Source organism: Microbacterium protaetiae (assembly GCF_004135285.1).
GTDB lineage: Bacteria > Actinomycetota > Actinomycetes > Actinomycetales > Microbacteriaceae > Microbacterium > Microbacterium protaetiae.
The window spans coordinates 2,004,123-2,025,932 of record NZ_CP035494.1; the positions used below are offsets into that span (position 1 = coordinate 2,004,123).

22 protein-coding genes are annotated in these 21,810 nt (G+C 68.7%); 11 read left to right on the top strand and 11 right to left on the bottom strand.

Translation table 11 applies throughout. From position 1 onward, the window contains the following. The first annotated feature begins 70 nt into the window (after positions 1 to 70). On the top strand, positions 71 to 481 hold the full coding sequence (locus ET475_RS09340; RefSeq protein ID WP_129389027.1) for a GreA/GreB family elongation factor: 411 nt from the start codon (positions 71 to 73) through the stop codon (positions 479 to 481). A gap of 19 nt (positions 482 to 500) precedes the next feature. Here ET475_RS09340 and ET475_RS09345 read toward each other — a convergent pair whose 3' ends face one another. After that, complete coding sequence (locus ET475_RS09345) at positions 501 to 650, bottom strand: PspC domain-containing protein (RefSeq protein ID WP_422879943.1); 150 nt, start codon at positions 648 to 650, stop codon at positions 501 to 503. 366 nt (positions 651 to 1,016) lie between these two features. Continuing rightward, complete coding sequence (locus ET475_RS09350) at positions 1,017 to 2,702, bottom strand: ABC-F family ATP-binding cassette domain-containing protein (RefSeq protein WP_129389033.1); 1,686 nt, start codon at positions 2,700 to 2,702, stop codon at positions 1,017 to 1,019. 268 nt (positions 2,703 to 2,970) lie between these two features. Here ET475_RS09350 and ET475_RS09355 point away from each other — a divergent pair, with 268 nt between their 5' ends. Continuing rightward, positions 2,971 to 4,848: an endonuclease/exonuclease/phosphatase family protein gene (locus tag ET475_RS09355; protein ID WP_129389035.1), complete on the top strand. Its 1,878-nt coding sequence runs from the start codon at positions 2,971 to 2,973 to the stop codon at positions 4,846 to 4,848. A 185-nt stretch (positions 4,849 to 5,033) separates the two neighbouring features. Here the strand turns inward: ET475_RS09355 and ET475_RS09360 are convergent, their stop codons facing one another. Continuing rightward, positions 5,034 to 5,699, bottom strand: a complete 666-nt coding sequence (locus ET475_RS09360) for an alpha/beta hydrolase (RefSeq protein ID WP_129389038.1) — start codon at positions 5,697 to 5,699, stop codon at positions 5,034 to 5,036. A gap of 38 nt (positions 5,700 to 5,737) precedes the next feature. Here ET475_RS09360 and ET475_RS09365 point away from each other — a divergent pair, with 38 nt between their 5' ends. The 5 genes from ET475_RS09365 to vapB all read left to right on the top strand — a co-directional run bounded on the left by ET475_RS09365 (position 5,738) and on the right by vapB (position 8,968). After that, positions 5,738 to 6,370, top strand: coding sequence for an NUDIX hydrolase family protein (locus ET475_RS09365; protein WP_129389041.1), 633 nt, complete (start codon positions 5,738 to 5,740; stop codon positions 6,368 to 6,370). A gap of 104 nt (positions 6,371 to 6,474) precedes the next feature. Next, entirely contained in the window at positions 6,475 to 7,881 is a 1,407-nt protein-coding gene (locus tag ET475_RS09370) for a DivIVA domain-containing protein (RefSeq protein ID WP_129389044.1), read from the top strand. A gap of 135 nt (positions 7,882 to 8,016) precedes the next feature. After that, positions 8,017 to 8,484: a ribonuclease E activity regulator RraA gene (rraA, locus tag ET475_RS09375; RefSeq protein WP_129389047.1), complete on the top strand. Its 468-nt coding sequence runs from the start codon at positions 8,017 to 8,019 to the stop codon at positions 8,482 to 8,484. A 52-nt stretch (positions 8,485 to 8,536) separates the two neighbouring features. Beyond that, positions 8,537 to 8,689 (top strand): hypothetical protein, encoded by a 153-nt coding sequence (locus ET475_RS17855; RefSeq protein WP_165310860.1) that lies wholly within the window; start codon positions 8,537 to 8,539, stop codon positions 8,687 to 8,689. A 42-nt stretch (positions 8,690 to 8,731) separates the two neighbouring features. Continuing rightward, on the top strand, positions 8,732 to 8,968 hold the full coding sequence (gene vapB, locus ET475_RS09380) for a type II toxin-antitoxin system VapB family antitoxin (protein ID WP_277985755.1): 237 nt from the start codon (positions 8,732 to 8,734) through the stop codon (positions 8,966 to 8,968). Between the two features lie 550 nt (positions 8,969 to 9,518). Here the strand turns inward: vapB and ET475_RS09385 are convergent. Continuing rightward, a complete protein-coding gene (locus tag ET475_RS09385; protein WP_129389050.1) occupies positions 9,519 to 10,586 on the bottom strand; it encodes a threonine aldolase family protein in 1,068 nt (355 codons plus the stop codon). 58 nt (positions 10,587 to 10,644) lie between these two features. After that, positions 10,645 to 11,277, bottom strand: coding sequence for a TetR/AcrR family transcriptional regulator (locus ET475_RS09390; RefSeq protein ID WP_165310862.1), 633 nt, complete (start codon positions 11,275 to 11,277; stop codon positions 10,645 to 10,647). A 193-nt stretch (positions 11,278 to 11,470) separates the two neighbouring features. Between ET475_RS09390 and ET475_RS09395 the strand changes: the two genes are divergently transcribed. The 3 genes from ET475_RS09395 to ET475_RS09405 are packed head-to-tail and all read left to right on the top strand — an operon-like array spanning position 11,471 to position 15,551. Continuing rightward, complete coding sequence (locus ET475_RS09395) at positions 11,471 to 12,352, top strand: hypothetical protein (RefSeq protein WP_129389055.1); 882 nt, start codon at positions 11,471 to 11,473, stop codon at positions 12,350 to 12,352. Then, a complete protein-coding gene (locus ET475_RS09400; RefSeq protein WP_129389058.1) occupies positions 12,349 to 13,659 on the top strand; it encodes a hypothetical protein in 1,311 nt (436 codons plus the stop codon). The genes ET475_RS09395 and ET475_RS09400 overlap by 4 nt, the downstream gene beginning before the upstream one ends. After that, positions 13,656 to 15,551 carry an ABC transporter ATP-binding protein/permease gene (locus ET475_RS09405; RefSeq protein ID WP_129389061.1) on the top strand — a complete coding sequence of 632 codons (1,896 nt, stop codon included), beginning with the start codon at positions 13,656 to 13,658 and terminating at the stop codon, positions 15,549 to 15,551. The genes ET475_RS09400 and ET475_RS09405 overlap by 4 nt, the downstream gene beginning before the upstream one ends. A 51-nt stretch (positions 15,552 to 15,602) precedes the next feature. Here the strand turns inward: ET475_RS09405 and ET475_RS09410 are convergent, their stop codons facing one another. Continuing rightward, the gene (locus ET475_RS09410) at positions 15,603 to 16,022 is read right to left on the bottom strand and encodes a hypothetical protein (RefSeq protein WP_129389064.1); all 420 of its coding nucleotides are present in this window, start codon (positions 16,020 to 16,022) and stop codon (positions 15,603 to 15,605) included. Between the two features lie 88 nt (positions 16,023 to 16,110). Beyond that, positions 16,111 to 16,992 carry an oxidoreductase gene (locus tag ET475_RS09415; protein WP_129389067.1) on the bottom strand — a complete coding sequence of 294 codons (882 nt, stop codon included), beginning with the start codon at positions 16,990 to 16,992 and terminating at the stop codon, positions 16,111 to 16,113. 63 nt (positions 16,993 to 17,055) lie between these two features. Here ET475_RS09415 and ET475_RS09420 point away from each other — a divergent pair, with 63 nt between their 5' ends. Then, the gene (locus ET475_RS09420; RefSeq protein ID WP_129389070.1) at positions 17,056 to 17,733 is read left to right on the top strand and encodes a TetR/AcrR family transcriptional regulator; all 678 of its coding nucleotides are present in this window, start codon (positions 17,056 to 17,058) and stop codon (positions 17,731 to 17,733) included. Positions 17,734 to 17,894: 161 nt separating this feature from the next. Here ET475_RS09420 and ET475_RS09425 read toward each other — a convergent pair whose 3' ends face one another. The 4 genes from ET475_RS09425 to ET475_RS09440 are packed head-to-tail and all read right to left on the bottom strand — an operon-like array spanning position 17,895 to position 21,791. Beyond that, positions 17,895 to 18,845: an ABC transporter substrate-binding protein gene (locus tag ET475_RS09425; RefSeq protein ID WP_207205324.1), complete on the bottom strand. Its 951-nt coding sequence runs from the start codon at positions 18,843 to 18,845 to the stop codon at positions 17,895 to 17,897. Continuing rightward, a complete protein-coding gene (locus tag ET475_RS09430) occupies positions 18,842 to 19,738 on the bottom strand; it encodes an ABC transporter permease (RefSeq protein WP_129389073.1) in 897 nt (298 codons plus the stop codon). The genes ET475_RS09425 and ET475_RS09430 overlap by 4 nt, the downstream gene beginning before the upstream one ends. Then, positions 19,735 to 20,526 carry an ABC transporter ATP-binding protein gene (locus ET475_RS09435; protein WP_129389076.1) on the bottom strand — a complete coding sequence of 264 codons (792 nt, stop codon included), beginning with the start codon at positions 20,524 to 20,526 and terminating at the stop codon, positions 19,735 to 19,737. Before ET475_RS09435 ends, ET475_RS09430 begins: the two co-directional genes overlap by 4 nt. After that, complete coding sequence (locus tag ET475_RS09440; RefSeq protein ID WP_129389079.1) at positions 20,526 to 21,791, bottom strand: FAD-dependent oxidoreductase; 1,266 nt, start codon at positions 21,789 to 21,791, stop codon at positions 20,526 to 20,528. The genes ET475_RS09435 and ET475_RS09440 overlap by 1 nt, the downstream gene beginning before the upstream one ends. Positions 21,792 to 21,810: the final 19 nt, after the last annotated feature.

The window sequence follows — 21,810 nt, forward strand, 5'->3', positions numbered from 1 at the left end:
TGCCTGCGACATCCGGGCTATGCTGGAGTTTCTTTGCCACCTATGAGACTTCAGTGGGAAGGGACCGATCATGACCGACGTCACAAGCACGCAGCCCGTTTGGATGACCCCCGCCGCCCTCGCGGCGCTCGAAAGCGAACTTGAGCAGCTCACGGCCGGCGGCGATGAGGCCGCCCAAGCGCGAGTGCTCGAGTTGCGTGATCTGATCCGCCGCGCCGAGGTCGGCGCCAAGCCCGACGACGGCGTCGTCGAGGCCGGCATGCGCATCACCGTGCGCTTCCACAGCGATGACTCGGTCGAGACCTTCCTGCTGGGCAGCCGCGACCTCGTTCAGGCCGGTGCCGACATCGACGTGTACTCGCCGACCTCACCGCTGGGCTCGGCCATCGACGGACATCACGTCGGCGACGAGGTCAGCTTCACGGCGCCCAACGGCGTCGACCTGACCGTGACGATCGTCGCTGCCACGCCGTTCGCGTAGGGGCCCGACCACTTCTCGACTACTTCTCGTTCGGGATCACTATCCACAGCAGGACGTAGGCCCAGGCCGACAACCCACCGACCAGAACCAGCACGATGGCGATGATCCGTGCGGTCAGCGGGGTGATGCCGAACCGACGGGCGAGTCCCGCGCAGACGCCGGCGATCATGCGCCCCTGGCGGGGCCGGACGAGTGCGTTCATGTACCCATCCTGACGCATCTGCGCCCGTTGCGGTGGGGGCGGCCCGCTGTTGTCCGCGCGGGTGCCTTCTCGGGCGGGATCCCGGCACCACTGCGCCGCGCGCTCACCATCTGAACCGCCACGCGAATCAGATGGTGAGCGCCCGCGCAGCGCGTCTCCGCTGCCGCTGCCGCGCCGGCCCCGCGCTACGCCGCTGCCGTGTTGCGCGGGCGCCGTGCCGCAGCCGCTGCCGTCGTGCGCGGGTGCCTTCTCGGGCGGGGTCCCGGCGCGGAGGGTCTCCGCTGCCGCGCCGGCCCCGCGCCACGCCGCCGCAGCGACTCTGTCGCCCCGCGCTCACGCGCGCTCGACCACACCCTCCGGGGTGAGTTCGAGCGTCGTGTCCACGCCCAGCCGCTCGAGGAACGCGTCATCGTGGCTGACCACGAGCACCGCTCCGCGGTAGGCAGACAGAGCCTCGACCAACTGATCGACGGTGTCGAGGTCGAGGTTGTTCGTCGGCTCGTCCAGCACGAGCAGCTGCGGCGGCGGGTCGGCCAGCAGCAGCCGCGCCAGTGCCACCCGAACACGCTCTCCGCCGGAGAGCGAAGCGACCGGCCGGGCGACGGCATCCCCGCGGATCAGGAACCGGGCCAGCCTGTTACGGATCTCGGCGGGCGGCACACGAGGCGCTGCCGCGCGCACGTTCTCGAGCACCGAAGCCGCGTCATCGAGCCCGTCGACGCGCTGCGGCAGGTATCCGATCCGGTCGGTGTGCGCCCGGGCCGTGCAACAACTCAGTCTGGGAGCTGCCGCGGGCGCGCCGTCCCCCGTCATTGCGGAGGCCGGCCGGGCATCGGCGTGCCCCGAGACTGAGTTGGTGTACGCCCTCGCCTCGGAAGCGGCCGCCGAGGCGACCAATCGCTCGAGCAGCGTCGTCTTGCCGGCACCGTTCGGACCGATCAGGGCCACCCGCTCGGGTCCCTGCACAATCCAGATTCGCTCGCCGTCGCCGATCGTCGCTATGCGGCGCCCGGCGGGCACGCCCGGATCCGGCAGGTCGATCACGACCGTGTCGTCATCGCGCACCCGCCGCTCGGCGGCATCCAGCGCGGCACGGGCCGAGGCCTCCTTCTCACCGACCTCGGTGCGCAGCTTGCCGGCCGAGACCTGTGCGGTGCGCTTGCGGCCACCCGCGATGATCCCGGGAACGCGCTTCTCGACCTGCGCTTTGCGCCCCACGGCCGCGCGGTGCGCGAGCTTGGTCTCAGCCTCGATGCGCTGCCGCTTCTCGCGCGCGACCACCTGTGCGGCCGCGCGCTCGGCCTGCCGGGCGGCATCCTGCTGGGTCTCGAGCCACTCCCGCCACTGCGCATACGGGCCGCCGAACACCGACAGCTCGTTCTCGTAGAGCTCGGCGGTGTCGTCCATGAGATTGAGCAGCGCGACATCGTGGCTGACCACGACGAGCGTGCCGCGCCACGCGCGCACCAGGTCGTACAGCCGCGCCCGTGCGTTGCGGTCGAGGTTGTTCGTCGGTTCGTCGAGCAGCGTGATCGGGGCATTGCGCAGCCGGATGCCGGCAACCGCGGCGAGCACGGCCTCACCGCCCGAGAGCTCGCCGACCGTGCGGTGCAGCGCGTCGGCGGGCAGCCCCGCTTCGGCCAGAGCGGCGACCGAACGGGCCTCGATGTCCCAGTCGTCGCCGATCGTGTCGAAGTGGCGCGGGTCGACATCGCCGCCTTCGACGGCGCGCACGGCGCCGATCTTGTCGAACACTCCGAGCAGTTCGGCGACCGGCCGGTCAACGCCCAGCGTGAGGTGCTGGGGAAGAAGGGCGATGGGGGATGCCGCGGTCACGTGTCCGCTCACCGGCGTCAGCGATCCGTCGACCAGACGGAGCAGCGTGGATTTGCCTGAGCCGTTGCGGCCGACGAGGCCGGTGCGACCGGGATTGAACGCACCGGACACGTCGCGCAGCGCGAGAGTGCCGTCGGGCCAGGCGAACGTGACGCGGTCCAGAACGATGGATGGGGTGGGCATGAGGTCCTCCTCGGTGTCGGGTGCGCCGACAGCGATGCCCGAGGCATTCCCGAAGGGAACGGAGGAGATCGACGGTCGGCGCGCGAACGTGCTGCAGACGCAGCAGATTGTTCGGTGACGGCGCGACACGTCGAGAATCGACGGATCAGCGCAGCGTCAGCACGCTGCGGCGATCTCGGTCATTCCATTCCTCACGTCGGGGACAAGGACCGAGCCACTTTAGCAGAGTGTCCTGCCGATGTCGGCGGGATCCGGCAGACTTGCCCACATGACGACGCGGTCATTGAGTGTGCTCGGTGCGGTCTCGATGTGGATGACGATCGACCTGTGGCGGCTGTGGTCGCCGTCGCTGATCACCCTGTTCGGGCGCGCGGCGCAGACCCCGCCCGAGGTGATGGGCGCGTACGCGCTGGTGGTCATGGCTGTGCCGCTGGTGATCGTCGCACTGTTCCGGGCGCGCGATGGGATGCCGGTGGTCTGGCTGCTCGCGGCGGCGTTCGTTGTGCGGATCGTGCTGGCCGCGAACCCGAACGGCGGCGATGTGCAGCTGTATGGAAGTTCGCTCGGCGTGGTGCTCGGGGTGTCTGCCGTTTGCGTGTGCGCCGGGGTGCTGGGACGCTCATTCGTGCCGAGCATCCTGCTCGGTGTCGCGCTGAGCGCCTCGACCCACGCGATACTGGGCACGTTCGGCGCCGTCTGGCGACGTGACGGGTGGGATGTCGCGCTGCTGATCGTTCAGGCCGTGCTGATCCTCGCCGCGGCCCGAGGAGCGTCGCGGCTTGCGGCCTCTCCGGTGTCGGCGCGCACCGCGTTCCTCGTGTTCCCCGTGCTGCTCATCCTCCTGCTGGCGCTGGTGAATCCGGGGCGCGGATCGGCGCTGCATCCGCTGTGGGGGCCGATCGCCGTGGTGGTGGGGGCGTGGGCCGCCGTAGCGGCATCCGTCCTGCCGGCCCCGCGGCGGCGGCCGTGGGTGGCGGGCGTCGCGTTCATCGGCGCGGTCGCTCTCAGCGTGCTGCTCGAGGTCACCCGCGGCGGCATCGAGGGCACACTCAGCTGGTGGGCCGTGCTCGGGTTCGTCGCAGGCCCCGCGGCGGCCGCACGCCTGCTGGTGTCGGCGCGGCGTGGCAGTTCGCCGCGCACGGCGGCCGTGCTCACCGGCGCCGGTGCGGTGGTGTGGACGGCGCTCTTCTTCGCCTACTACGCCGGGTACGACCTGGGATACCGCGCCGACGTGGTGATCGTGGTCGCCGCCGTGCTGGTGGCGGTGTGGGCGGTGGCTGCACGTCCGGTGCAGAATGCCGACGGCGACCGCGCCGAACGCGCCCGGATCGATGCCACCGGAGCCCGGGCGGTCGGCGCGGCGACACTTGGCGCTGTCGCGGCCGTCGTGCTCGCTCTGGTCGGGCCTGTCCTGACGATCCCGACGCGGGCGGTCGCGGCATCCGACGACCTGACCGTCGCCGCCTACAACCTGCGCATGGGGTACGGGCTCGACGGGCGCTTCGTGCCGCGCGAGGTCGCCGACCAGGTGCGCGCGGCCGGCGCGCACGTCGTGCTGCTCAGCGAGATCGACCGCGGATGGCTGCTCAACGGCGGGCAGGATCAGCTGGCGATCATGGCACGGATGCTCGGCATGCACCTCGTGTTCGGTCCAGCCAGCGACCAGGTGTGGGGCGATGCGATCCTCACCGATCTGCCGGTGCGAGACGTGCGCTCGCAGCGGTATCCGGCGTTCGCCTCGCTGACCGGAGCGGGCATGACGATGGCCACCGTGGACTGGCGCGGAACCGCGGTGCGGGTGATCTCCACGCACCTGCAGCCCGACGGCGACGAGCTCAACGAGACCCAGGGGCAGGCGGCGATCTTCGCGCGGACGCTTGCCGCAGCCGCTGCGCAGGGACCGGTGGTCGGCGGTGGCGACCTGAACACGACCCCCGGCTCGGCGGCCTGGACGGTGCTGCAAGGCTCGGGCACCGACGACGCGCTCGCGGGGATTCGCCCCGCGTATACATCGCCGGCCGACGCGCCCACCCAGCAGATCGACCACCTGTTCGTCTCGGGGCTGGCGCCGTCGGGGGCTGAGGTCGTGGACTCGACGCTGTCGGATCATCGCATGATCGTCGTTCGGCTGCGCGTCGCGGAGTGAGGCGCGGGGGGGGGGTTAGGTCGCGCAACCGAGGGTAAGGTCGCGGACCCCGGGGACAGGTCGCGCAACCCGGGGACAACTCGCGGAACCAGGGGACAGGTCGCGGAACCGGGGGTAAGGTCGGGCAACCGGGGGACAACTCGCGGAACCGGGGGTAAGGTCGCGGGAGGGCGGGGCGGTGCGACTCAGAGCGCCGCGAGGCGCTTGTCGAGGAAGACCCGCACGTCGGCCAGCTCGTCCTCCGACACGCTGTGCGTGAGACCGGGGTAGACACGCCCCGACAGGTCGCTGTGCGCGGGCAGCCACTGCGCGGTGTGCTCGACGAGCGCCGGCGGAATCACGTCGTCGCGCGCGCCGCGCCCCCAGAACACCGGCACCCCCGCGGCGGCGAGCTCAGCATCGCGCGGCAGATCGCCCGGGGTCGCGTATCCGCTGAGGTTGACCGCGAACGCGAAGCGCTCGGGCTGCAGCCGCAGCGCCTGGATCGCGACCGACGCGCCCTGTGAGAAGCCGAACAGGCCGATCTTCTGCGCATCGTCGGCTGCGGCATCCAACCATTCCAGAAGAGTGGATGCCGCAGCCGTGACGCGCCCGGGGTCGCGGCCGGCGAGATCCCCGTCGATGACGTCTTCGATCGGGTACCACGAGTGGCCGGGCGTCGGCCACGGCGGGGTCTGCGGGGCACGGACCGCGGCGACCACGAAGTCGTCGGGCAGAAACGGTGCCAACGCGAACAGGTCTTTCTCGTCGGCGCCATAGCCGTGCAGCAGCACGAGCAGCGGCCGGTCGGCCCGATCCGAGTCGGGCGCCGACCACAACACGACATCCGGGTCGATGCGCAGGTCGTCCATCCGCCCAGTCTGCCAGGGGCGTGGGGTATACAAGAGGCATGCCCGTCCGCACGCCTGACCCCGACCCCGAGCCGGAAGAGCCGAACAACGGCGAGCCGTTCGTGCCGGGTGCGCTCGGCGCGTTCGGCACGCCGCCGGCGGCCGATGCCGCCGCCAATCCGGGGTGGCTGACCGACATCGAGCTGGCCGAGGCGCGTCGTCGCCTGCCGATGCTCTACGTCGAGGCGGTGCCGGTGCGTACCGACGGCATGGGGGCGGTCACCGAGGTGGGGTTGCTGTTGCGCGCGACGCCGCTCGGTGAGATCACCCGCACTCTCGTGTCAGGGCGCGTGCGATACGGCGAGACGATTCGCGACGCGCTGTTCCGCCACCTCGAGAACGATCTCGGACCGATGGCGTTTCCGCAGCTTCCGCTGCAGCCGGCGCCGTTCACCGTCGCCGAGTACTTTCCGCTGCCCGGCATCAGTCCGTTCCACGATGATCGGCAGCACGCGGTCTCGCTCGTGTTCGTGGTGCCGATGACCGGCACCTGCGAACCCCGGCAGGACGCTCTCGAGGTCACCTGGCTCACGCCCGAAGAGGCGGCATCAGATGCCGTCGCCGCCGACATGGAGGGCGGCCGCGGCACCCTGCTGCGGATGGCGCTGGCCAGCGTCGGCGCTCTCCGCTGAGAAGGCCGGATCCTTTCCGCGCACCCAGCCAACCGAGGTAGTGTTCAAACTGCCCGAATTCCGCCGCATCGCGGCATCCATCACCCCCGCCGGAGAACCCCCCTATGTCCGACAGCGCGCCCTCTGCTGACACCGTCTCGTTCGACAGCCTCATCGCCGATTCCGGTGCCGTCGCCACCGAGTTCACAACCGCGTTCCGCGGATATGACAAGGACGAGGTCGATGCCGCCATCGCCGAACTCGTCTCGCAGACCCGTGCCGCCGGCGATGAGATCGCCAAGCTGAAGGATGAGCAGCACCGTGTCGCCGCCTCGACCTCTGAGGCGCGGGGCGAGCTGGAGCGGCTGCGCGCGCAGTTGGCCGAGGCCGATGCGGTCCGCGCTGCCGAGGTGGAGCGGGCTCGTGCCGAGGAGTCGGCGGCCCGCGCCGGCGACGCTGATGAGGCCACTCGTCTGCGTGACGAGCTGACCGCGGCCCAGGCCGAGTTGGCCTCCGCCCGCAAGCAGTTGCAGACTCTGACCGAGGAACTGACTGGTGAGGGCGATTCGCCGAACCGCAAGCACTTCGAAGAGATCTTGCGGGTGGCTGAGGAGCAGGCATCCACGCTGATCAAGAACGCGTCGGTGCAGGGTGACCGGCTGTTGGAGGCTGCGCGGGAGGAGATCGACAATCGTCGCACGCTGGCGCAGCAGGAGGCCGAGGCGATCATCGCGCAGGCCCAGCATGAGGCCGCGCAGGTGCGGTTGCGCATTGACACCGAGGTGACCGCGCATGAGGCGCGGCTGGAGCGCGAGGCCGCGCATGCTGCCGAGAAGGTGTCGCAGGCCGAGCAGGAGGTCGCGGCGATCCGTGCCGAGGCCGAGCGGGGCGTGGCGGCGCTGCGTTCGCAGGTCACGCGTGAGACGACCCGTGATCGTGCCGAGGCCGAAGAGGCCGTGCGTGAGCTGCGGGTGCGTGCGTTGGAGTTCGAGGAGTCGCTGACGCGTCGGCAGGATGACGCGCACCAGGAGTTCCTCGTGTTGCACAATCAGGCTGTCGCCCATGCCGAGCGCATCACTGTCGATGCGAACGAGCAGGTCGCGGCATCCCTCGAGCATGCCAAGCGCGTGTCGGCGAAGGCCGACGACTATGAGCGGCTGGCCCGCGCGCAGGCGCACAAGATCGAGGCTGATGCGCGGGTGCGGGCCGGTGAGCACCTTGAGCGCTCGCGCGCGAAGTCGCAGAAGATCATCGATCTGGTCACTTCGCACACGCAGGGGGTGCTGCGTGATGCGGAGGACCGCACTCGCCAGCTGCGCTGGCAGCAGCATCAGCTGACCAGCTTTATGGCCGAGGTCAAGGAACTGATTCGCCCCGAGACGTCGCTGGGGGCGGATGCCGCTGCCGACGCCGCTTCGGCTGAGCCGCAGACCGCTCCCGACGCTGCCACGGCCGTCGACGACATCGACGCGGATGCCGCGGCCGAGGTCATCGGTGAGGCGGAGCGCATCGTCGAGGACGCCAAGGACTGACTCGGTCATCCGCCCGCGCGAGCCGTGAGCGGGTCGCTCGCGGCTGCGTGTGCGCCGTTCGCTCACCGTCTGAATCGCTGGGCGGTTCAGACGGTGAGTGAACGCGACGGTAGGCTCGCGGCGGGAGGACCCGCCATGACTTACGCCACCGCCGACCTGTACGACCAACGCGGCGAAGACCTGCAATCCCTCGACCTGCAGCTGCTGTCGCTGGGAGGCAGAGCAGCCTTCGACGGCCCCGTGCGCACCGTACGCTGCTTCGAAGACAACGCGCTCGTCAAGCAGACCCTGGCCACACCGGGCCATGGCGCCGTGCTAGTGATCGACGGTGGCGGGTCACTGCACACGGCGCTCATGGGCGACATGATCGCGCAGTCGGCGGTCGACAACGGCTGGGCCGGTGTCGTCATCCGCGGGGCGATCCGCGACCGTGTCGCGGTGTCCCGCCTAAACCTGGGTGTGAAGGCACTCGGCTCGAACCCACGCAAGAGCGCCAAGACGGGCATCGGCGAGATCGACGTGCCTGTGACCTTCGGTGAGGTGACGTTCCGCCCCGGCGCGCACCTATACGCCGACGAAGACGGCGTGCTCGTCGAGCGCTGAGCGTCGGCCATAGCCCGCGGTCTCACGGGCCATGGCCGCGATGAAGGCGTCGATGTCACCCTCGGTGGTGTCGAACGAGCACAAACTGATTCGCCCCGAGACGGGTTCACGCGTGGACGCCGATGCAGCCGGTGTCGAGGCTGATGGGGCGGTGGATGCCGCGGCCGCAGGCGAAGCGGATGTCGAGGTCGAGGCGACCGCGTAGCGCGGGCGGGTGTGCCACCATGTGTATACGCGAAGGATATACATGATGGCACGAACGAAGGTCTTCTACAGCAATCGCTCGCAGGCCGTGCGGCTGCCGAAAGACGTCGCCCTGCCGGATGGTGTTTCGGAGGTGGAAGTGACGGTGGTCGGCGACTCGCGGGTGATCACGCCGGTCTACCACGACCTCGTGGAGTGGTGGGACATAGGCGTGCACCCCGACGAGGACTTCCTTACCGATCGCGATGACTCCGCGCCGCAGGAGCGCGAGTGGCTGTGACCGAGTATCTGCTCGATACCGACACGATCATCTGCAAGGGTGCGCAGTTCAACTACAACTGGATCACCTGGACATGCTGGCCGCTTTGAGAAAAGCACGTCTGGCCTGCGGGTGGGTCGCGTTTGTCGCCTTCGCAGTGATCGGAGTGAGCCATCTCGTCTCGCTCGTGAGCGGTGGACATGGGAATGGCTTCCTCGGGTCGGCTGAGCCAGCCGTCTTCGTCGTCGCATGTGCGACGCTCGCAGCGACTGCGATCTCGATTCCCTTCCTCCGCCATCCGGCCCATTCGAGCGAACGTCCGCGGCCTGATGAGTAGCTGAATCTGTCTCAGGTTCTTCGGCGCCAATCTGACGGCCAAGCTCTCGGGCTCGATGCTGGGCGGGGACCACCACCACGCTCATTGCGGTGGAGGTCCCTGCCGGGGCAATCCCGTCGCACCCCCGTGAGAGACATACCTCGGCGGCTCACATGCGCTCGATCCCTGCTCAAGCATTCCCGGCTCGAAGCACCCTAAAGAACCTCACCAGCTGAGGTGGTCAGGCCCTGCGCGTCAGGCGCACGTCTCGCGCGCTATGGCCGCGATGAAGGCGTCGATGTCGCCTTCGGTGGTGTCGAACGAGCACATCCAGCGCACCTCGTTGCGCGCGGCATCCCAGTCATAGAAACGAAAGGACGAGCGCAGCCGGTCGGCGACCCCGTCGGGCAGGGTCGCGAACACGCCGTTGGCTTGGGTGGCCTGAGCGAACCCGACTCCGCGGATCGAGCCGTCGGCCAGTCCCGCCTCGATGCCGGTGCGCAGCCGCTGCGCCATGGCGTTGGCATGCCGCGCGTTGCGCTGCCACAGGTCGCCCTCCCACAGCGCCACCAGCTGCGCCGAGACGAACCGCATCTTCGACGCCAGCTGCATGTTGAGTTTGCGCAGGTAGGTCAGTCCGGCCGACGCCTCGGGGTTGAGCACGACGATCGCCTCGGCCGCCAGCGCCCCGTTCTTGGTGCCGCCGACGCTGATGACGTCGATGCCGACGTCGCGCGTGAACGCGCGCAGCGGCAGGTCGAGGGATGCCGCCGCGTTGGCCAGGCGCGCGCCGTCCATGTGCACGTGCATGCCGCGCTCGTGCGCGTGGGAGGCGATGGCTCGTAGCTCGTCAGGTGTGTAGAGAGTGCCGAGCTCGGTCGACTGTGTCACCGACACGACCAGCGGTTGCGCGCGATGCTCGTCGCCCCACCCCCAGGCCTCACGGTCGACGAGCTCGGGGGTGAGCTTGCCGTCGTCGGTGGGCACCGTCAGCAGCTTCATCCCGCCCACGCGCTCGGGAGCGCCCTGCTCATCGACATTGATATGGGCGGTGGATGCCGCTATCACGGCACCCCAGCGCGGCAGCATCGACTGCAGCCCGGTGACATTGGCGCCGGTGCCGTTGAACACCGGGAACGCCTCGACACCCTCGCCGAAGTGGGTCGCCATCACCTCTTGCAGTCGCTCGGTGTAGACATCCTGGCCATACGAGATCTGGTGCCCCTCGTTCGCCGCGGCGATCGCCGCCAAGATCTCGGGGTGGATGCCGGAGTAGTTGTCGCTGGCGAAGCCGCGCAGGTTCGGGTCATGCAGAGGGGTCACGACGACCCAGTCTAATTCTCCTGTCGGATCGCTGAGCGAGCGCAGCGAGTGGAAACGTTCAACTATGCGTCTCGCTGGACGCGGCGCGCTGGGGCGCGAGCAGACCACGGATCAGGCGGTGGCCCCGCTGGACTCGCAGCGGAAGTGACTGCCAGGAATCCTCCAGTCCTGCGAGTACCTGCGCGCCCACGAAGAGTTCGTTCAGCAGCTCCGCCGCCAGAGCGACATCGATGTCGTCGCGGACGGATCCGTCTTTCTGGCCGTCCGCGACAAGACGGGCGGCGACGGCGACCCATTCCTGGTAGGGGGTGCTGGCTTCGACGTCCAATTCGGTGGCTGGCTGAAGCGAGAGCCGGATGCCCCCTTGCACGAGGGGGTCGCTGGCCACGAGTTCGGCGAGGCCGTCGAAGACTCCGATGATCTTGTCCAGCGTCGACGCGCCTCGTTCGAGCACCTCTGTGAGGACGAGGCCCATCCGTTCCTGCTGGGTCGCGAGTACAGTGTGCGCGATGTCGGTCTTGTTGCCCAGATGAAAGAAGAGCGAGCCCGTGCTGATGCCCGCTTCGTCGGCGATGTCTTGGAGGCGGGCCTCGGCGTACGACAGGCGCGCGAAGACGGCGCCCGCCGCCTCCAAGAGCGCACGTTGCGCCTCGACCCCGCGTTGCTGCTTGCCGCGCAGTTCACCGTTCACGCCTGCCACCACCACCCGCCCCGACTCGAAGTGCCAGCTTAGTCAGGCCCACCGTCGTCGCCCGTATGACGCGAGGCCTAACTAAGTGGATATGCTCAGTTAGTCAGACGAGGACATCGTCATCCTCGCCACTCCTCCACGGCTGCGTGGAACGTGACACCCGACGACCGCGCAGAGAGAACCGAGATCGAAGATGATGAAGCGTCCCCTTGCGTTGGCCGCGCTGCTCGCGGCGGCGTTGTTCGCGACCGGTTGCGCGGCGGGCAGTGAGCCAAAGGGGGATTCGCCGGCCAAGAACATTGAGCAGTGGGCGCTGCCGCTGGACCAGTTCGCGTATCAGACCTCCAGCCTGCGCGACTATGCCGAGAACTTGATGGTGGCGCGCTGTCTCGGCGAGGAAGGCATCGACTGGCCAGCGCCCTGGCGATCCCTTGACGCGGTGGACGAGAACCCGTCGTACACGGCCAGCGGTCATCGCTTGTTCGATGCGACGATCGCGGCGAAGTACGGCTATCACCGGATCCCCGCGACCTATAAGGGCCAGGAAGAACAACGGGCGGCGCTCCTGAAGACCAACGCGATGGTTCAGGCCGATCCGACGCTTGCTGACAAGTCTGACGCGTGCCTCGCCAGCGCACGGAAGACGATCCCGGTTCCGTCGAACGAAGATCTCAACTTCGTCCTCAGCGCCGCCAACACCATCTCGGACACCAGCGAGCAGAGCGCCAAGGTGCGTGCCGTCCAAGCGAAGTGGCACGAGTGCATCGCCGCGGCCGGTTTGGGCGGCTTGGCCGACAACCCGGACCAGATGCCAGGCGACGAGAAATCCGAGGAATGGAGATTGGGCGACCCCGCCGGTTCGTCTTCGCCGTTCACGGAAGAGATCAAGGTCGCCACCGCCGATGCGGGTTGTCGCGCGTCGTCTGGGTGGTCGCAGGCGCTCTACGACGCCGAATACGCCGGCGAGACCGAGTTCGTGAAGAAGAACGCGGACAAGCTGGATCTCATTCGCGACGAGCTGGCGGCAGACAAGAAGCGACTGACCGCCGCTGCGACCGAATACGCGCCGAAGTGACCGCCGAGTCCCGCACCGCACCCCGACGTCGCGTTGCGCGTTGGGTTGTCACGGCGCTCGCCGCGCTTCTCGCCGTCGCGCTGATCGGAGGCGGATGGTTCGCCGCGACGCTGTTCACCTCGCCCGCGCAGCGTGCCGCTGCGGCCTCGGCTCCCTCGGCGGTGCCGGTGGTCGTCTCCGTCGAGCAGGGTGACCTCATCGACACGCGTACGCTCTCGGGCTCCATTCGGCCGATCGCCTCGTTCGAGGCAGCGCTGACTGCACCCGCGGATGCCCATCGTGCCGTCGTCACGACGGTGGAGGCTGTATCAGGAACCAAGGTCGTTGTCGGCAACGTTGTCGCCACGGTCAACGGATCGCCGGTGTTCGCCCTCGAGTCGCCCTTCCCCTTCTACCGTGACATGGGCGTGGGCGACAGCGGTATCGACGTGAGCGCGCTGCAGCGTTCGTTGGTCTCTCTCGGACTTCTCTCGCAGGCCGACGGGCAGTTCGGGCAGGCCACGGCCTCCGCCGTCGCGCAACTGTTCACTCGCGCGGGATTCACCGCTCCGATGCGCGAGGCGTCGGTGGGCGAGGCGGCGTCGGATGGGGCGACATCGGACGACGCATCCTCCACCGACGATGACAGCACGAAGACGGCTGCGAAGAAGCCGGCCAAGACTGTCTACCTTCCGGTCTCATCGACACTCACCGCCCCGTCGCTACCGGCTGCAGTCAGTTCTGCGCCCGCGGTGGGGACGGATGTCGGTGCCGGCGCCGAGTTCGAACTGACCGCGAAGACGTTCGCGATCTTCGTGACGCTGCCGGACTCGCTGCCCGACGGCCTTCCAGCCGGCACAAAGGTGACGGTGTCGGGCGCGGGGCTCGATGACGCACCCGCGACCGTCTTCGGCGCGGCATCCAGTGCCGTCGGCGACGCCGGCAAGGGCGATGCCGGCTCAGCGGGGGGTGTGGACGCCGGCTCCGCCGATGCCGACACCGGTGCCGCGGACGCGTCGGCCGGCTCCGACGGCGCCGCGGCAGCCGAGGTGCGGATCGACCTCAACGGTGCGCTGCACCTCACGCAGAAGCAGTCGGGCCAGTCAGTGACCGTGACCGCAACTGTGCGGAAGATCGCCTCCGACGCTCTCATCGTGCCGGTCACCGCGGTCGCCGATGCCGACGCGGCGCACGGGTACGTCATCATCGCCGATGGAGCCGCGGCCGGAACGCGCGTCGCCGTGTCGATCATCGGCGAGATCGATGGCCGGGTGGCGCTGGCTCCTGGTGAGGGGCTCAAAGCAGGCGACCGGGTGCGAGTGGGATGACAGGCCCGCTCATCCGGCTGCGCGGTGTCGGGCGCTCCTACGGCACCGGCACGGCGAACGAGGTCGAGGCGCTCCGGGGAGTCGACCTCGACATCCATACCGGCGAGTTCGTTGCCATCGTCGGACCCTCCGGCGGAGGCAAGTCGACACTGCTGGCAGTGCTCGGGCTGCTCGATCGGCCCACGACGGGATCGTACGAGCTCACCGGCGTCGAGACGACCACGCTCGACGAGCGGCAGCGTACGCGGCTGCGGGCACGCCGGCTCGGGTTCGTCTTCCAGGCGTTCCACCTGCTCGATCGTCGGCCGCTCGCCGACAGCGTCGAGATGGGGCTCCTCTATCGCGGCGTCGCCAGGCCGGAGCGCCGTGCGCGTGCCGACGCGGCCCTGCAACGGCTGGGGATCGCCCACCGCTCCGGTGCTCTGGCGCGCGACCTGTCCGGCGGGCAGCGCCAGCGCGTCGCGATCGCTCGCGCCCTCGCGAACGACACGACGATCCTTCTCGCCGACGAGCCGACCGGCAATCTCGATTCGCACAGCGGCGAGGCTGTGCTCGACGAACTGCGCGCGCTGCACTCGGACGGTGCCACCGTGATCGTCGTGACGCACTCCGAGCACGTGGCTGCCGCGGCGGATCGCGTCATACAGCTCGCCGACGGTGCGATCGTCGGCGACACCGGGTCGCGCTCCACGGGTTCGCCGGCGGTTCCGGGGGGCGCCGCCGACGAGCCCGTGGTGCGCGATCGGGTCCGCTGGCGTGATCTGTGGCGGGATGCCGTGGCCTCCGTGCTCTCCCGGCGCGCGCAGACGGCGGCGCTGGCGCTCGCGGTGGCCCTGGCGGTCGGGCTCATTGTGGTCTCGCTGGGGCTGGGCCAGACCGCGCGCGCCCAGGTGGCGGACACCTTCGACAGCCACGCGAACCGCGAGGTCACCGCGCAGATCGTCGCCTCGCCCGACGAGCAGCTCGATGTCGCCGCATCCGTGCGGCGGGTGGATGCCGTCGCCGGCGTCGACGCCGTCAGCGCCCTGCTCACGCGGGCGCCGATCCACGTCGCGGCACTCGGTGAGACTGCGACGGTCACGGCCCGCCTGGTCGCGGGGGACTTCGCGAAGGCGACTGAGTCGCGGATCACCTGGGCCGGCTCCCAGAGCCGCGACCTCACCTCACACACCGTGCTCCTCGGGCGCACCCTCGCGAACAACCTCGGGATCGGCCCGCTCGACGCCGTCCCGACGATCCGCATCGACGGCGCTCGGTTCGGCGTCGTCGGCATCGTGGAGTCGTCTGACCGCTACCCCGATCTGGCGGGTCAGGTCGTCGGCAGTCTGGACGCGCCGCTGGCCGCCGACCAGTGGGAGGAGAACATCACCATCGCACTGCGCGTTGCCACCGGCGCCGCCCAGCAGGTCGGCGGGCAGCTGCCGGTGGCGGTCGACCCGTTCGATCCCGACCGCGTCGCCGTCGAGGTGCCGGTGGACGCATCGACCGTGCGCGCCGGCGTCGAGTCCGGCGTGCAGATCGCGCTCGCGGCATTCGCTGCGCTCGCCGTACTCATCGCGGTCGCCACCCTCGCCAACGCGATCGGCATGTCGGTCGTCGCCCGCCGAGGCGAGTTCGGCCTTCGTCGTGCGGTCGGGGCACAGTCGGGGCAGGTCGCAGCGCTCGTGGCATCCGAATCAGCCGTGATCGGGTTCGTCGGCGGAGTCCTCGGGTTGGTCCTCGGGATCGCGGCGATCCTCGGCTTCACCATGACTCAGCGATGGATGCCCGTGTTCGATCTACGTCTGGCGCCGTTGGCCGTCGCGGCCGGCGTCGTGCTCGCCGCGCTGAGTTCCGTGATCGGCGCGGTGCGCGCGGCGCGCGTGCACCCCGCCATTGCGTTGAGAGAGTGAGCTGTCGGGCTCGATGAGGCCGTCGAGCGCTGAGCTTCCATCCCGCTGTGCCTACTCCGTCTGCCACACGTACCATTCCGAGCCGTCGCTGGCGAGCTGGGCCGTGTCGCACTGCAGGCGGTCGTCGTTCAGCGCCTTCTTCGGCCACCAGTCGGTTGAGATCGTCGGCTTCAGTGCGGGATCGCCCGCGATCGCCACACACGGCTTCGAGGTGGTCACGCCCTCGTGTGAGGCGAATTTCATGAGGTAGCCCGACCCCGACCCGGGAAAGTCGATCACGATGTTCGTGGCATCGTCGGGCACCCAAGCCGGCACGTCGGGGCTCGAGACGGCGGCGGCCTCGTGCTTGTCTTCAAAGACGAGCCGTCCCGAGAAACCTGAGCCGTCGTGCGCACCGCAGCCGGTGAGCGTCAGGGCGCCCAGCAGAGCGAGCGAGGTGGCCACAGCGACTGTCGTGGAGTGTTTGTTCATGACCTCACGGTATGGGCGCACTTGTGCCCGACGAATCCGCCGGGAGGATGGTCGTCACGGTGCGGGATACATCGCGGGGATGACATGGTCAGCGTCTGGCAGCGGCATGCCAGCTCACGCCAGTGAGTTCTTCTGACCTCGACCATAGCCACGCGGCGAGCTGAGGATCTTGCGCCGCTTTGGACCTGTTGATCAGCTGCGGTGCCCCGCGCATGTGCCCGGCGCGGCTCGGGCCGGCAAAGCCGCCGGGCGGCACAGCGCCGACGGCCGCGAACAGGACAGGAAGGGCACCCTGCTCGGACGTCTGCGCAAGCAGCGTGACCAGCAGCTTGGTCATGCGGCTGCCGCCGGCATAGATGTTCGTCGCCACGAAACCGGGGTGCGCGGCTGCGGCCAGCACGGGCGAACCGTCAGCTGTCAAACGGCGCTGCAGCTCGGCGGTGAACAGCAGGTTGGCCAGCTTGGTGCGGTTGTACGCCTTCGTCTGCGTGTATCCACCGCTGGTCCACGCGAGATCGTCGCCGTCGAACGTTCCCATCCGCTCGGCTTGCGATGAGACGGTCACGATGCGGCCGGTGAGGTGTGGCAAGAGCAGGATGCTGAGCGCGAAGTGCCCGAGATGGCCGGTGCCGAACTGCAGTTCGAAGCCGTCGGCGGTGTGGGCGAGAGTGGGTGAGACGGCGCAGGCGTTGTTTATCAGCAGGTCGATGCCGCCGGCATCCCACCCCTCGGCGAACGCGTGCACCGACGACAGGCGGGCGAGATCGAGGTGCCGGACCTCTGTCTGGCCCGCCATGGAGCGTGCGGCGTCGCGCCCCTTCTCGGGGTCGCGCACCGCGAGCACCACGCGCGCGCCGGCCGACGCCAGGGCCTGAGCGGTGGCCCGGCCGATGCCCGAGCTCGCTCCGGTGACCACCGCGGTCTTTCCGGACAGATCGGGGAGCGCGGAGATGTCGAATGAAGTAGGCATAGCCCACATAGTAGGCAGTGCCTACAATGTGGTCAAGGGATACATGATTGCTAAGATCGTGCCATGCGCACCGGGCCCTATCACCACGGCAATCTGCGCGCCGAGCTGCTCGCCTCGGCAGGGCGCACGCTGCGCGAGCAGGGCCCCGACCAGATCTCGCTGCGCGAACTGGCTCGCGAGGCAGGTGTGAGCAAGAGCGCACCGAACCGGCATTTCCGCGACAAGCAGGCGTTGCTGGTCGCACTGGCGGTTGCCGGGTTCGAGCGGCTGAACGACGAGATCGTGCGTGCCATCGCGGATGCCGGTGCCCCGGACATCGCGAATGCCGGTGCCCCGGACATCGCGGATGCCGGTGCCCGTGCCATCCCGGATGCCCGTGCGGGTGCCGGCTCAGATGTCACGGACCGCTACGTCGATGATCTCCGCGCGACGGCGGCCGCGTTCGTCGACTTCGCCGTGCGCGAGACCGCGCTGCTCGACCTGATGTTCTCGCTGGCCAAGACGTCGGGAGTCGATGACGTTGCCGCCGCGGCCGAGCACCTGTTCGCCACCATCGGCGAGCTGATCGATCGCGGGCAGGCCAGCGGCGCGCTGCGCGCCGGCGATCCGACGCGGCTCACACTGTTGATCTCGGCGATGTTTCAAGGCATCGCGGTCCTCGCCAGCGGCCGGCGGGTCTCGGCCGCGCAGACCGCCGCACTGCTCGACGATGCCGTGGGGCTGTTCCTCGCCGACCGCTGACCCAAACCGCACGCCGCGATGCACCGAGGCCCCACAGCGGCATGCGCTGCGGGGCCCCGGTGAGGGATCGGGCTACTTGCCGACCTTCACGGCGTCAGAGAACTTCGTGGTGACGAAGTCGTCGGCCGCCAGCGGAGTGTCGAAGTCGAGCGCGCCGAAGCTCATCCACAGCTTCTGCATGCCCAGCAGCTGGTCAGGCAATGGGGCGAGGTTGGGCAGCCAGTTGTAGAGCGGTGTGGCCTTGACCTCTTCGGGGTCTGGCCCGTGGCATCCGCGATGATCTTGATGTTCTCGTCGGAGTTCTTGGCGTCGCCCTGCAGATCTTGCGCCGCGCGCGCGACCGCGTCGAAGAACGGCTGCGCGAGGTCAGAGGTCATGAACTGGCCGCCATAGATCATGCCGGTGCCCGAGACGCCCTCGGGTGTCTGCCAGATCTTCTGGCCCACGCCGTCAGCGACGGCGTTGCTCCAGAACGGTGCGGAGATGAAACCCGCATCGACGCCGCCGGTCTTCAGTGCGGTCGGGATGTCGGGGTTTCCGAGGTTCACGAAAGTGACGTCTTTGGCGGTGAGGCCTGCTTCTTCAAGGGCCAGGCTGACGTAGTACGCGCCTGTGCCGCCGGAACCCCCGGCGACACCGATCTTCTTGCCCTTCAGATCGGCGACCGTGGTGACGCTTCCCGCGTCATACTCCTTCTTCGAGACCACCAGAGCCGACGCGGGCTCTTCGTCGGCACCGCCGGCGACGCCCATCGATGCGACCACCTTGATGTCGAGCCCGGCGTTGACGGCATTGAACATGCCGGCCGAGAACCCGGCGGCCACGACGTCGAGCTTGCCACTGGAGGCCAGTGGAATGGCGTCCTGTCCCGACTTCACGTTCTGCAGGTTGACCTTGATGCCTTCGTCTTTGAAATAGCCCTTGGCATCGGCGACGTAGATCGGGGCGAAGATCGACAGCTGCACGATGCCGACATTCACCGTCTGCAGCTCACCGCTGGCTCCGGCATCCTTGCCATCATCGGCCGCGGTGCCCGCGCACCCTGACAGCGCGGTCAGTGCCGCGGCCGCCAGCGCCAGTGCCGCCAGGCCCTTCCTCTTGGACAATCTCATTTCTTAGCCTTTCTCTTGGTGCTGTTCGAATAACGCCAGGGGAGCATCAGCCGCTCCAGAATGATCACCAGGCCGGTCACCAGAGCGCCGATCAGGGCGACGGTGATCAGTCCGACGAACATGGTCGAGGGCTGGAAGAGCTGCCACGAGTTCCAGATCAGGTAGCCCAGGCCGGTGTTCGAGGCCACGAACTCCACGGCGGTGATGACGATCACGGCCATGCCCGCCGAAACCCGCAGCCCGGTCATGATCGACGGCAGCGCGGCCGGCAGCAGCACATAGCGGAACAGCCGCCACCCGGTGGCCTTGTAGGCGCGGGCGGCTTCGGTGATGCGGGGGTCGATCTGCAGAATGCCCGAGAGCGTGTTGATCTGCACGACGAAGAACACCGAGATGACCACCGAGAGGATCTTGGGGGTTTCGGTGAGCCCGAAGATCAGCAGCAGCAGCGGCAGGATCGCGATCTTCGGCAGCGCGTACAACGCCGTGAACGTGGGCTCGAGTGCCGCCTTGACGGGGCGCCAGACGCCCATGATCAGGCCCACCAGCACCCCGGCGATCGAGCCGATGACGAAGCCGACGACCAGCCGTGCCACGGTGGCCAGGGTGTGCACCCACAGCTCGCCGGAGACGATCATGTGCCAGCCCTGGATGCCTATCTCGCTGGGCGGAGTGAACAGGCGACCGTCGAGGGCGCCGGTGCGGGCGGCGATCTCCCACGCGAGCAGAAGCACGATCGGAGTGGCGATGGCCAGGGTGAGGTCGCGCCGCTTCAGGCCGGTGAGTCGGCGGTTCTCGCGGCGGATCGCCGCTTCCAGTTCGCGGTCGAGGATGCCGCCGCCCGCTGTCGTGCGGGCAGTCGCTGTTTCTGTTGTCGGTGTGGTGTGGCTCATGAGAACTTCATCGATGCTTGTACTTCGTCCCGCAGGGACTCCCAAATGGACTGTTTCAATTCGCCGAACTCCTGGCTGGCTTCGACGGCGAAGTCGCGCGGCCTGCCGAAGGGAACGTCGATGATCTCTTTGATCCGCCCTGGGCGCGCGGACATGACGACGATCTGATCGCCGAGCAGCAGTGCTTCCTCGATGGCGTGGGTAACCAGCACGACCGTCTTGTGCTCGATCTCCCACAGGTGCAGCAGCTGCTCTTGCATGAGCATGCGGGTCTGTGCGTCCAGTGCGCCCAGCGGCTCGTCCATGAGCAGCACCGGCGAGCCGGTCGCGAATGCGCGGGCGATCGCGATGCGCTGCCGCATCCCGCCCGACAGCTGATGCGGGTATGCGTTCTCGAAACCCGAGAGACCGACCTCGGCGATCCACCGCCGCGCGTTCTGCTCGCGCTCTTTCTTTCCCACCGCAGCCATCTGCTGCCCGAAGGCCACGTTCTGCAGCACCGTGAACCACGGGAACACACCGTGCTCCTGGAACACAAACGCCGAGCGTGGCACCCGGCTTTCGGGCACGTTGATCTCGACGTGCCCCTTGGTCGCCGTCTCAAGCTCGCCGATGATGCGCAGCAACGTCGACTTGCCGCATCCGGAGGGACCCACGATGCACGTGAACGACCCCCGCTTCAGCTTCAGATCGATGTCGCTGAGCGCCTGCACCCTCGTTGCGCCCACGAAGACTTTCGAGACGTCTTCGACGACGAAGTCGTACTCGGTATCCTTTGTTGTTTCCATCAGATCAGTGCTCCCTGGTCTCGCAGTTCCGCTCGGGTGCGGTCACTGTCATGGACACCCGATCGAGAGTACATTGCGGCCGCGACCCCGCTTGCATGGCCGGTCGCAAATGACGTTCCCATGACGCGCAGCGAGGCGTAGGCCCGGCTGTCCGAGCTCGTCAGCCGCCCGCCGGCCCAGAGATTGCGGCGGTTCGCCGAGCAGATGGCCCCATAGGGGATGTCGTACCACCCGCGGTCGGCGATCCCGCCGTACTCCGTCACGCCGGGGACCACATGATTCTCCATGGGCCATCCGCAGCGGGCGATGGCTTCATGCTCCCGCTTTCGCCCGGCGGTCACATCGTCGGCGGTCACCGTCTGCTGCCCGCGCATGCGTCGTGCCTCGCGAATGCCGATCTGCGGTCCGGTCGATGCCAGGCGTGCATCGGCCCAGCCGTCGAGGTGACGACGGAAAGCCTCAAGGTACTCCCAGCACAGCTGCCGGCCATCCAGTTCGGAACGGGTCAGCTGGGCCGCGTCGAGAACATCGCGATGTTCGTCGGCGAGCAACAGCATGATCTCGTGCGAGAGGGGTAACCGTGCAGCGATACCGCTCGTGCGCACCAGCTCGCTGCCCGATTCGACGCGATACCGCTCGACCGCACGAGTCATGCCCGTGCCGCTGACATCCGCGTTCGCACCGACGCCGGCCACGCGCATCACCAGCGTGCTGGCCTGGCGCTCGGCGGGCGGCGAGATCACTGTCTCGCCGCCCGCGCTCGCGAGCAGAATCCCGTCGCCGCTGGCGTCGACGAACGCGGGCGCGCGGAAGATGAGGCGGCCACCCCGGTGTGCAGCCTCGACACCGACGACCCGATCGCCGTCGACGTCGGCGCCGATGACGGTGGTGTGCAGGAAGAGCCGCACGCCGGCCTCGGCGATCAGTTCATCGCAGGCGCGTTTGGTGATCTCCTGATCCAGCAGCACGACCGTGTTACCCGTCTCGACGAAGGTGTGCGTGCGGTAGATGTCGCGCTCGCGCAGCTTGTCGATGAGCAGCTGGCCGACGCCCTGCACAACCTGCCGGCCGGTCTGGTCGAAGAACCCGCAATAGGTGAGCACCGAACCGGTGGTGGCGGCGCCACCCAGAAACCCGTACTGCTCGATGAGCACCACCTCGGCTCCCGCCTGGGCCGCGCCAACGGCTGCCGCGATGCCGGCGGAACCGCCGCCGATCACCACGACGTCGGCATCCACATACTCGGATTCGGCACCATTGCCCATCGCTCGCAGACCTCCTCGT

Coding starts and splice junctions, on each gene's coding strand:
- ET475_RS09415 (WP_129389067.1), bottom strand. CDS start 16,992: ATGCCTACTTCATTCGACATCTCCGCGCTCCCCGATCTGTCCGGAAAG.
- ET475_RS09420 (WP_129389070.1), top strand. CDS start 17,056: ATGCGCACCGGGCCCTATCACCACGGCAATCTGCGCGCCGAGCTGCTC.
- ET475_RS09360 (WP_129389038.1), bottom strand. CDS start 5,699: ATGGACGACCTGCGCATCGACCCGGATGTCGTGTTGTGGTCGGCGCCC.
- rraA (WP_129389047.1), top strand. CDS start 8,017: ATGACTTACGCCACCGCCGACCTGTACGACCAACGCGGCGAAGACCTG.
- ET475_RS09345 (WP_422879943.1), bottom strand. CDS start 650: ATGATCGCCGGCGTCTGCGCGGGACTCGCCCGTCGGTTCGGCATCACC.
- ET475_RS09365 (WP_129389041.1), top strand. CDS start 5,738: ATGCCCGTCCGCACGCCTGACCCCGACCCCGAGCCGGAAGAGCCGAAC.
- ET475_RS09355 (WP_129389035.1), top strand. CDS start 2,971: ATGACGACGCGGTCATTGAGTGTGCTCGGTGCGGTCTCGATGTGGATG.
- ET475_RS09370 (WP_129389044.1), top strand. CDS start 6,475: ATGTCCGACAGCGCGCCCTCTGCTGACACCGTCTCGTTCGACAGCCTC.
- ET475_RS09405 (WP_129389061.1), top strand. CDS start 13,656: ATGACAGGCCCGCTCATCCGGCTGCGCGGTGTCGGGCGCTCCTACGGC.
- ET475_RS09425 (WP_207205324.1), bottom strand. CDS start 18,845: ATGAGATTGTCCAAGAGGAAGGGCCTGGCGGCACTGGCGCTGGCGGCC.
- ET475_RS09435 (WP_129389076.1), bottom strand. CDS start 20,526: ATGGAAACAACAAAGGATACCGAGTACGACTTCGTCGTCGAAGACGTC.
- ET475_RS09430 (WP_129389073.1), bottom strand. CDS start 19,738: ATGAGCCACACCACACCGACAACAGAAACAGCGACTGCCCGCACGACA.
- vapB (WP_277985755.1), top strand. CDS start 8,732: ATGATGGCACGAACGAAGGTCTTCTACAGCAATCGCTCGCAGGCCGTG.
- ET475_RS09410 (WP_129389064.1), bottom strand. CDS start 16,022: ATGAACAAACACTCCACGACAGTCGCTGTGGCCACCTCGCTCGCTCTG.
- ET475_RS09395 (WP_129389055.1), top strand. CDS start 11,471: ATGATGAAGCGTCCCCTTGCGTTGGCCGCGCTGCTCGCGGCGGCGTTG.
- ET475_RS09340 (WP_129389027.1), top strand. CDS start 71: ATGACCGACGTCACAAGCACGCAGCCCGTTTGGATGACCCCCGCCGCC.
- ET475_RS17855 (WP_165310860.1), top strand. CDS start 8,537: ATGTCACCCTCGGTGGTGTCGAACGAGCACAAACTGATTCGCCCCGAG.
- ET475_RS09350 (WP_129389033.1), bottom strand. CDS start 2,702: ATGCCCACCCCATCCATCGTTCTGGACCGCGTCACGTTCGCCTGGCCC.
- ET475_RS09440 (WP_129389079.1), bottom strand. CDS start 21,791: ATGGGCAATGGTGCCGAATCCGAGTATGTGGATGCCGACGTCGTGGTG.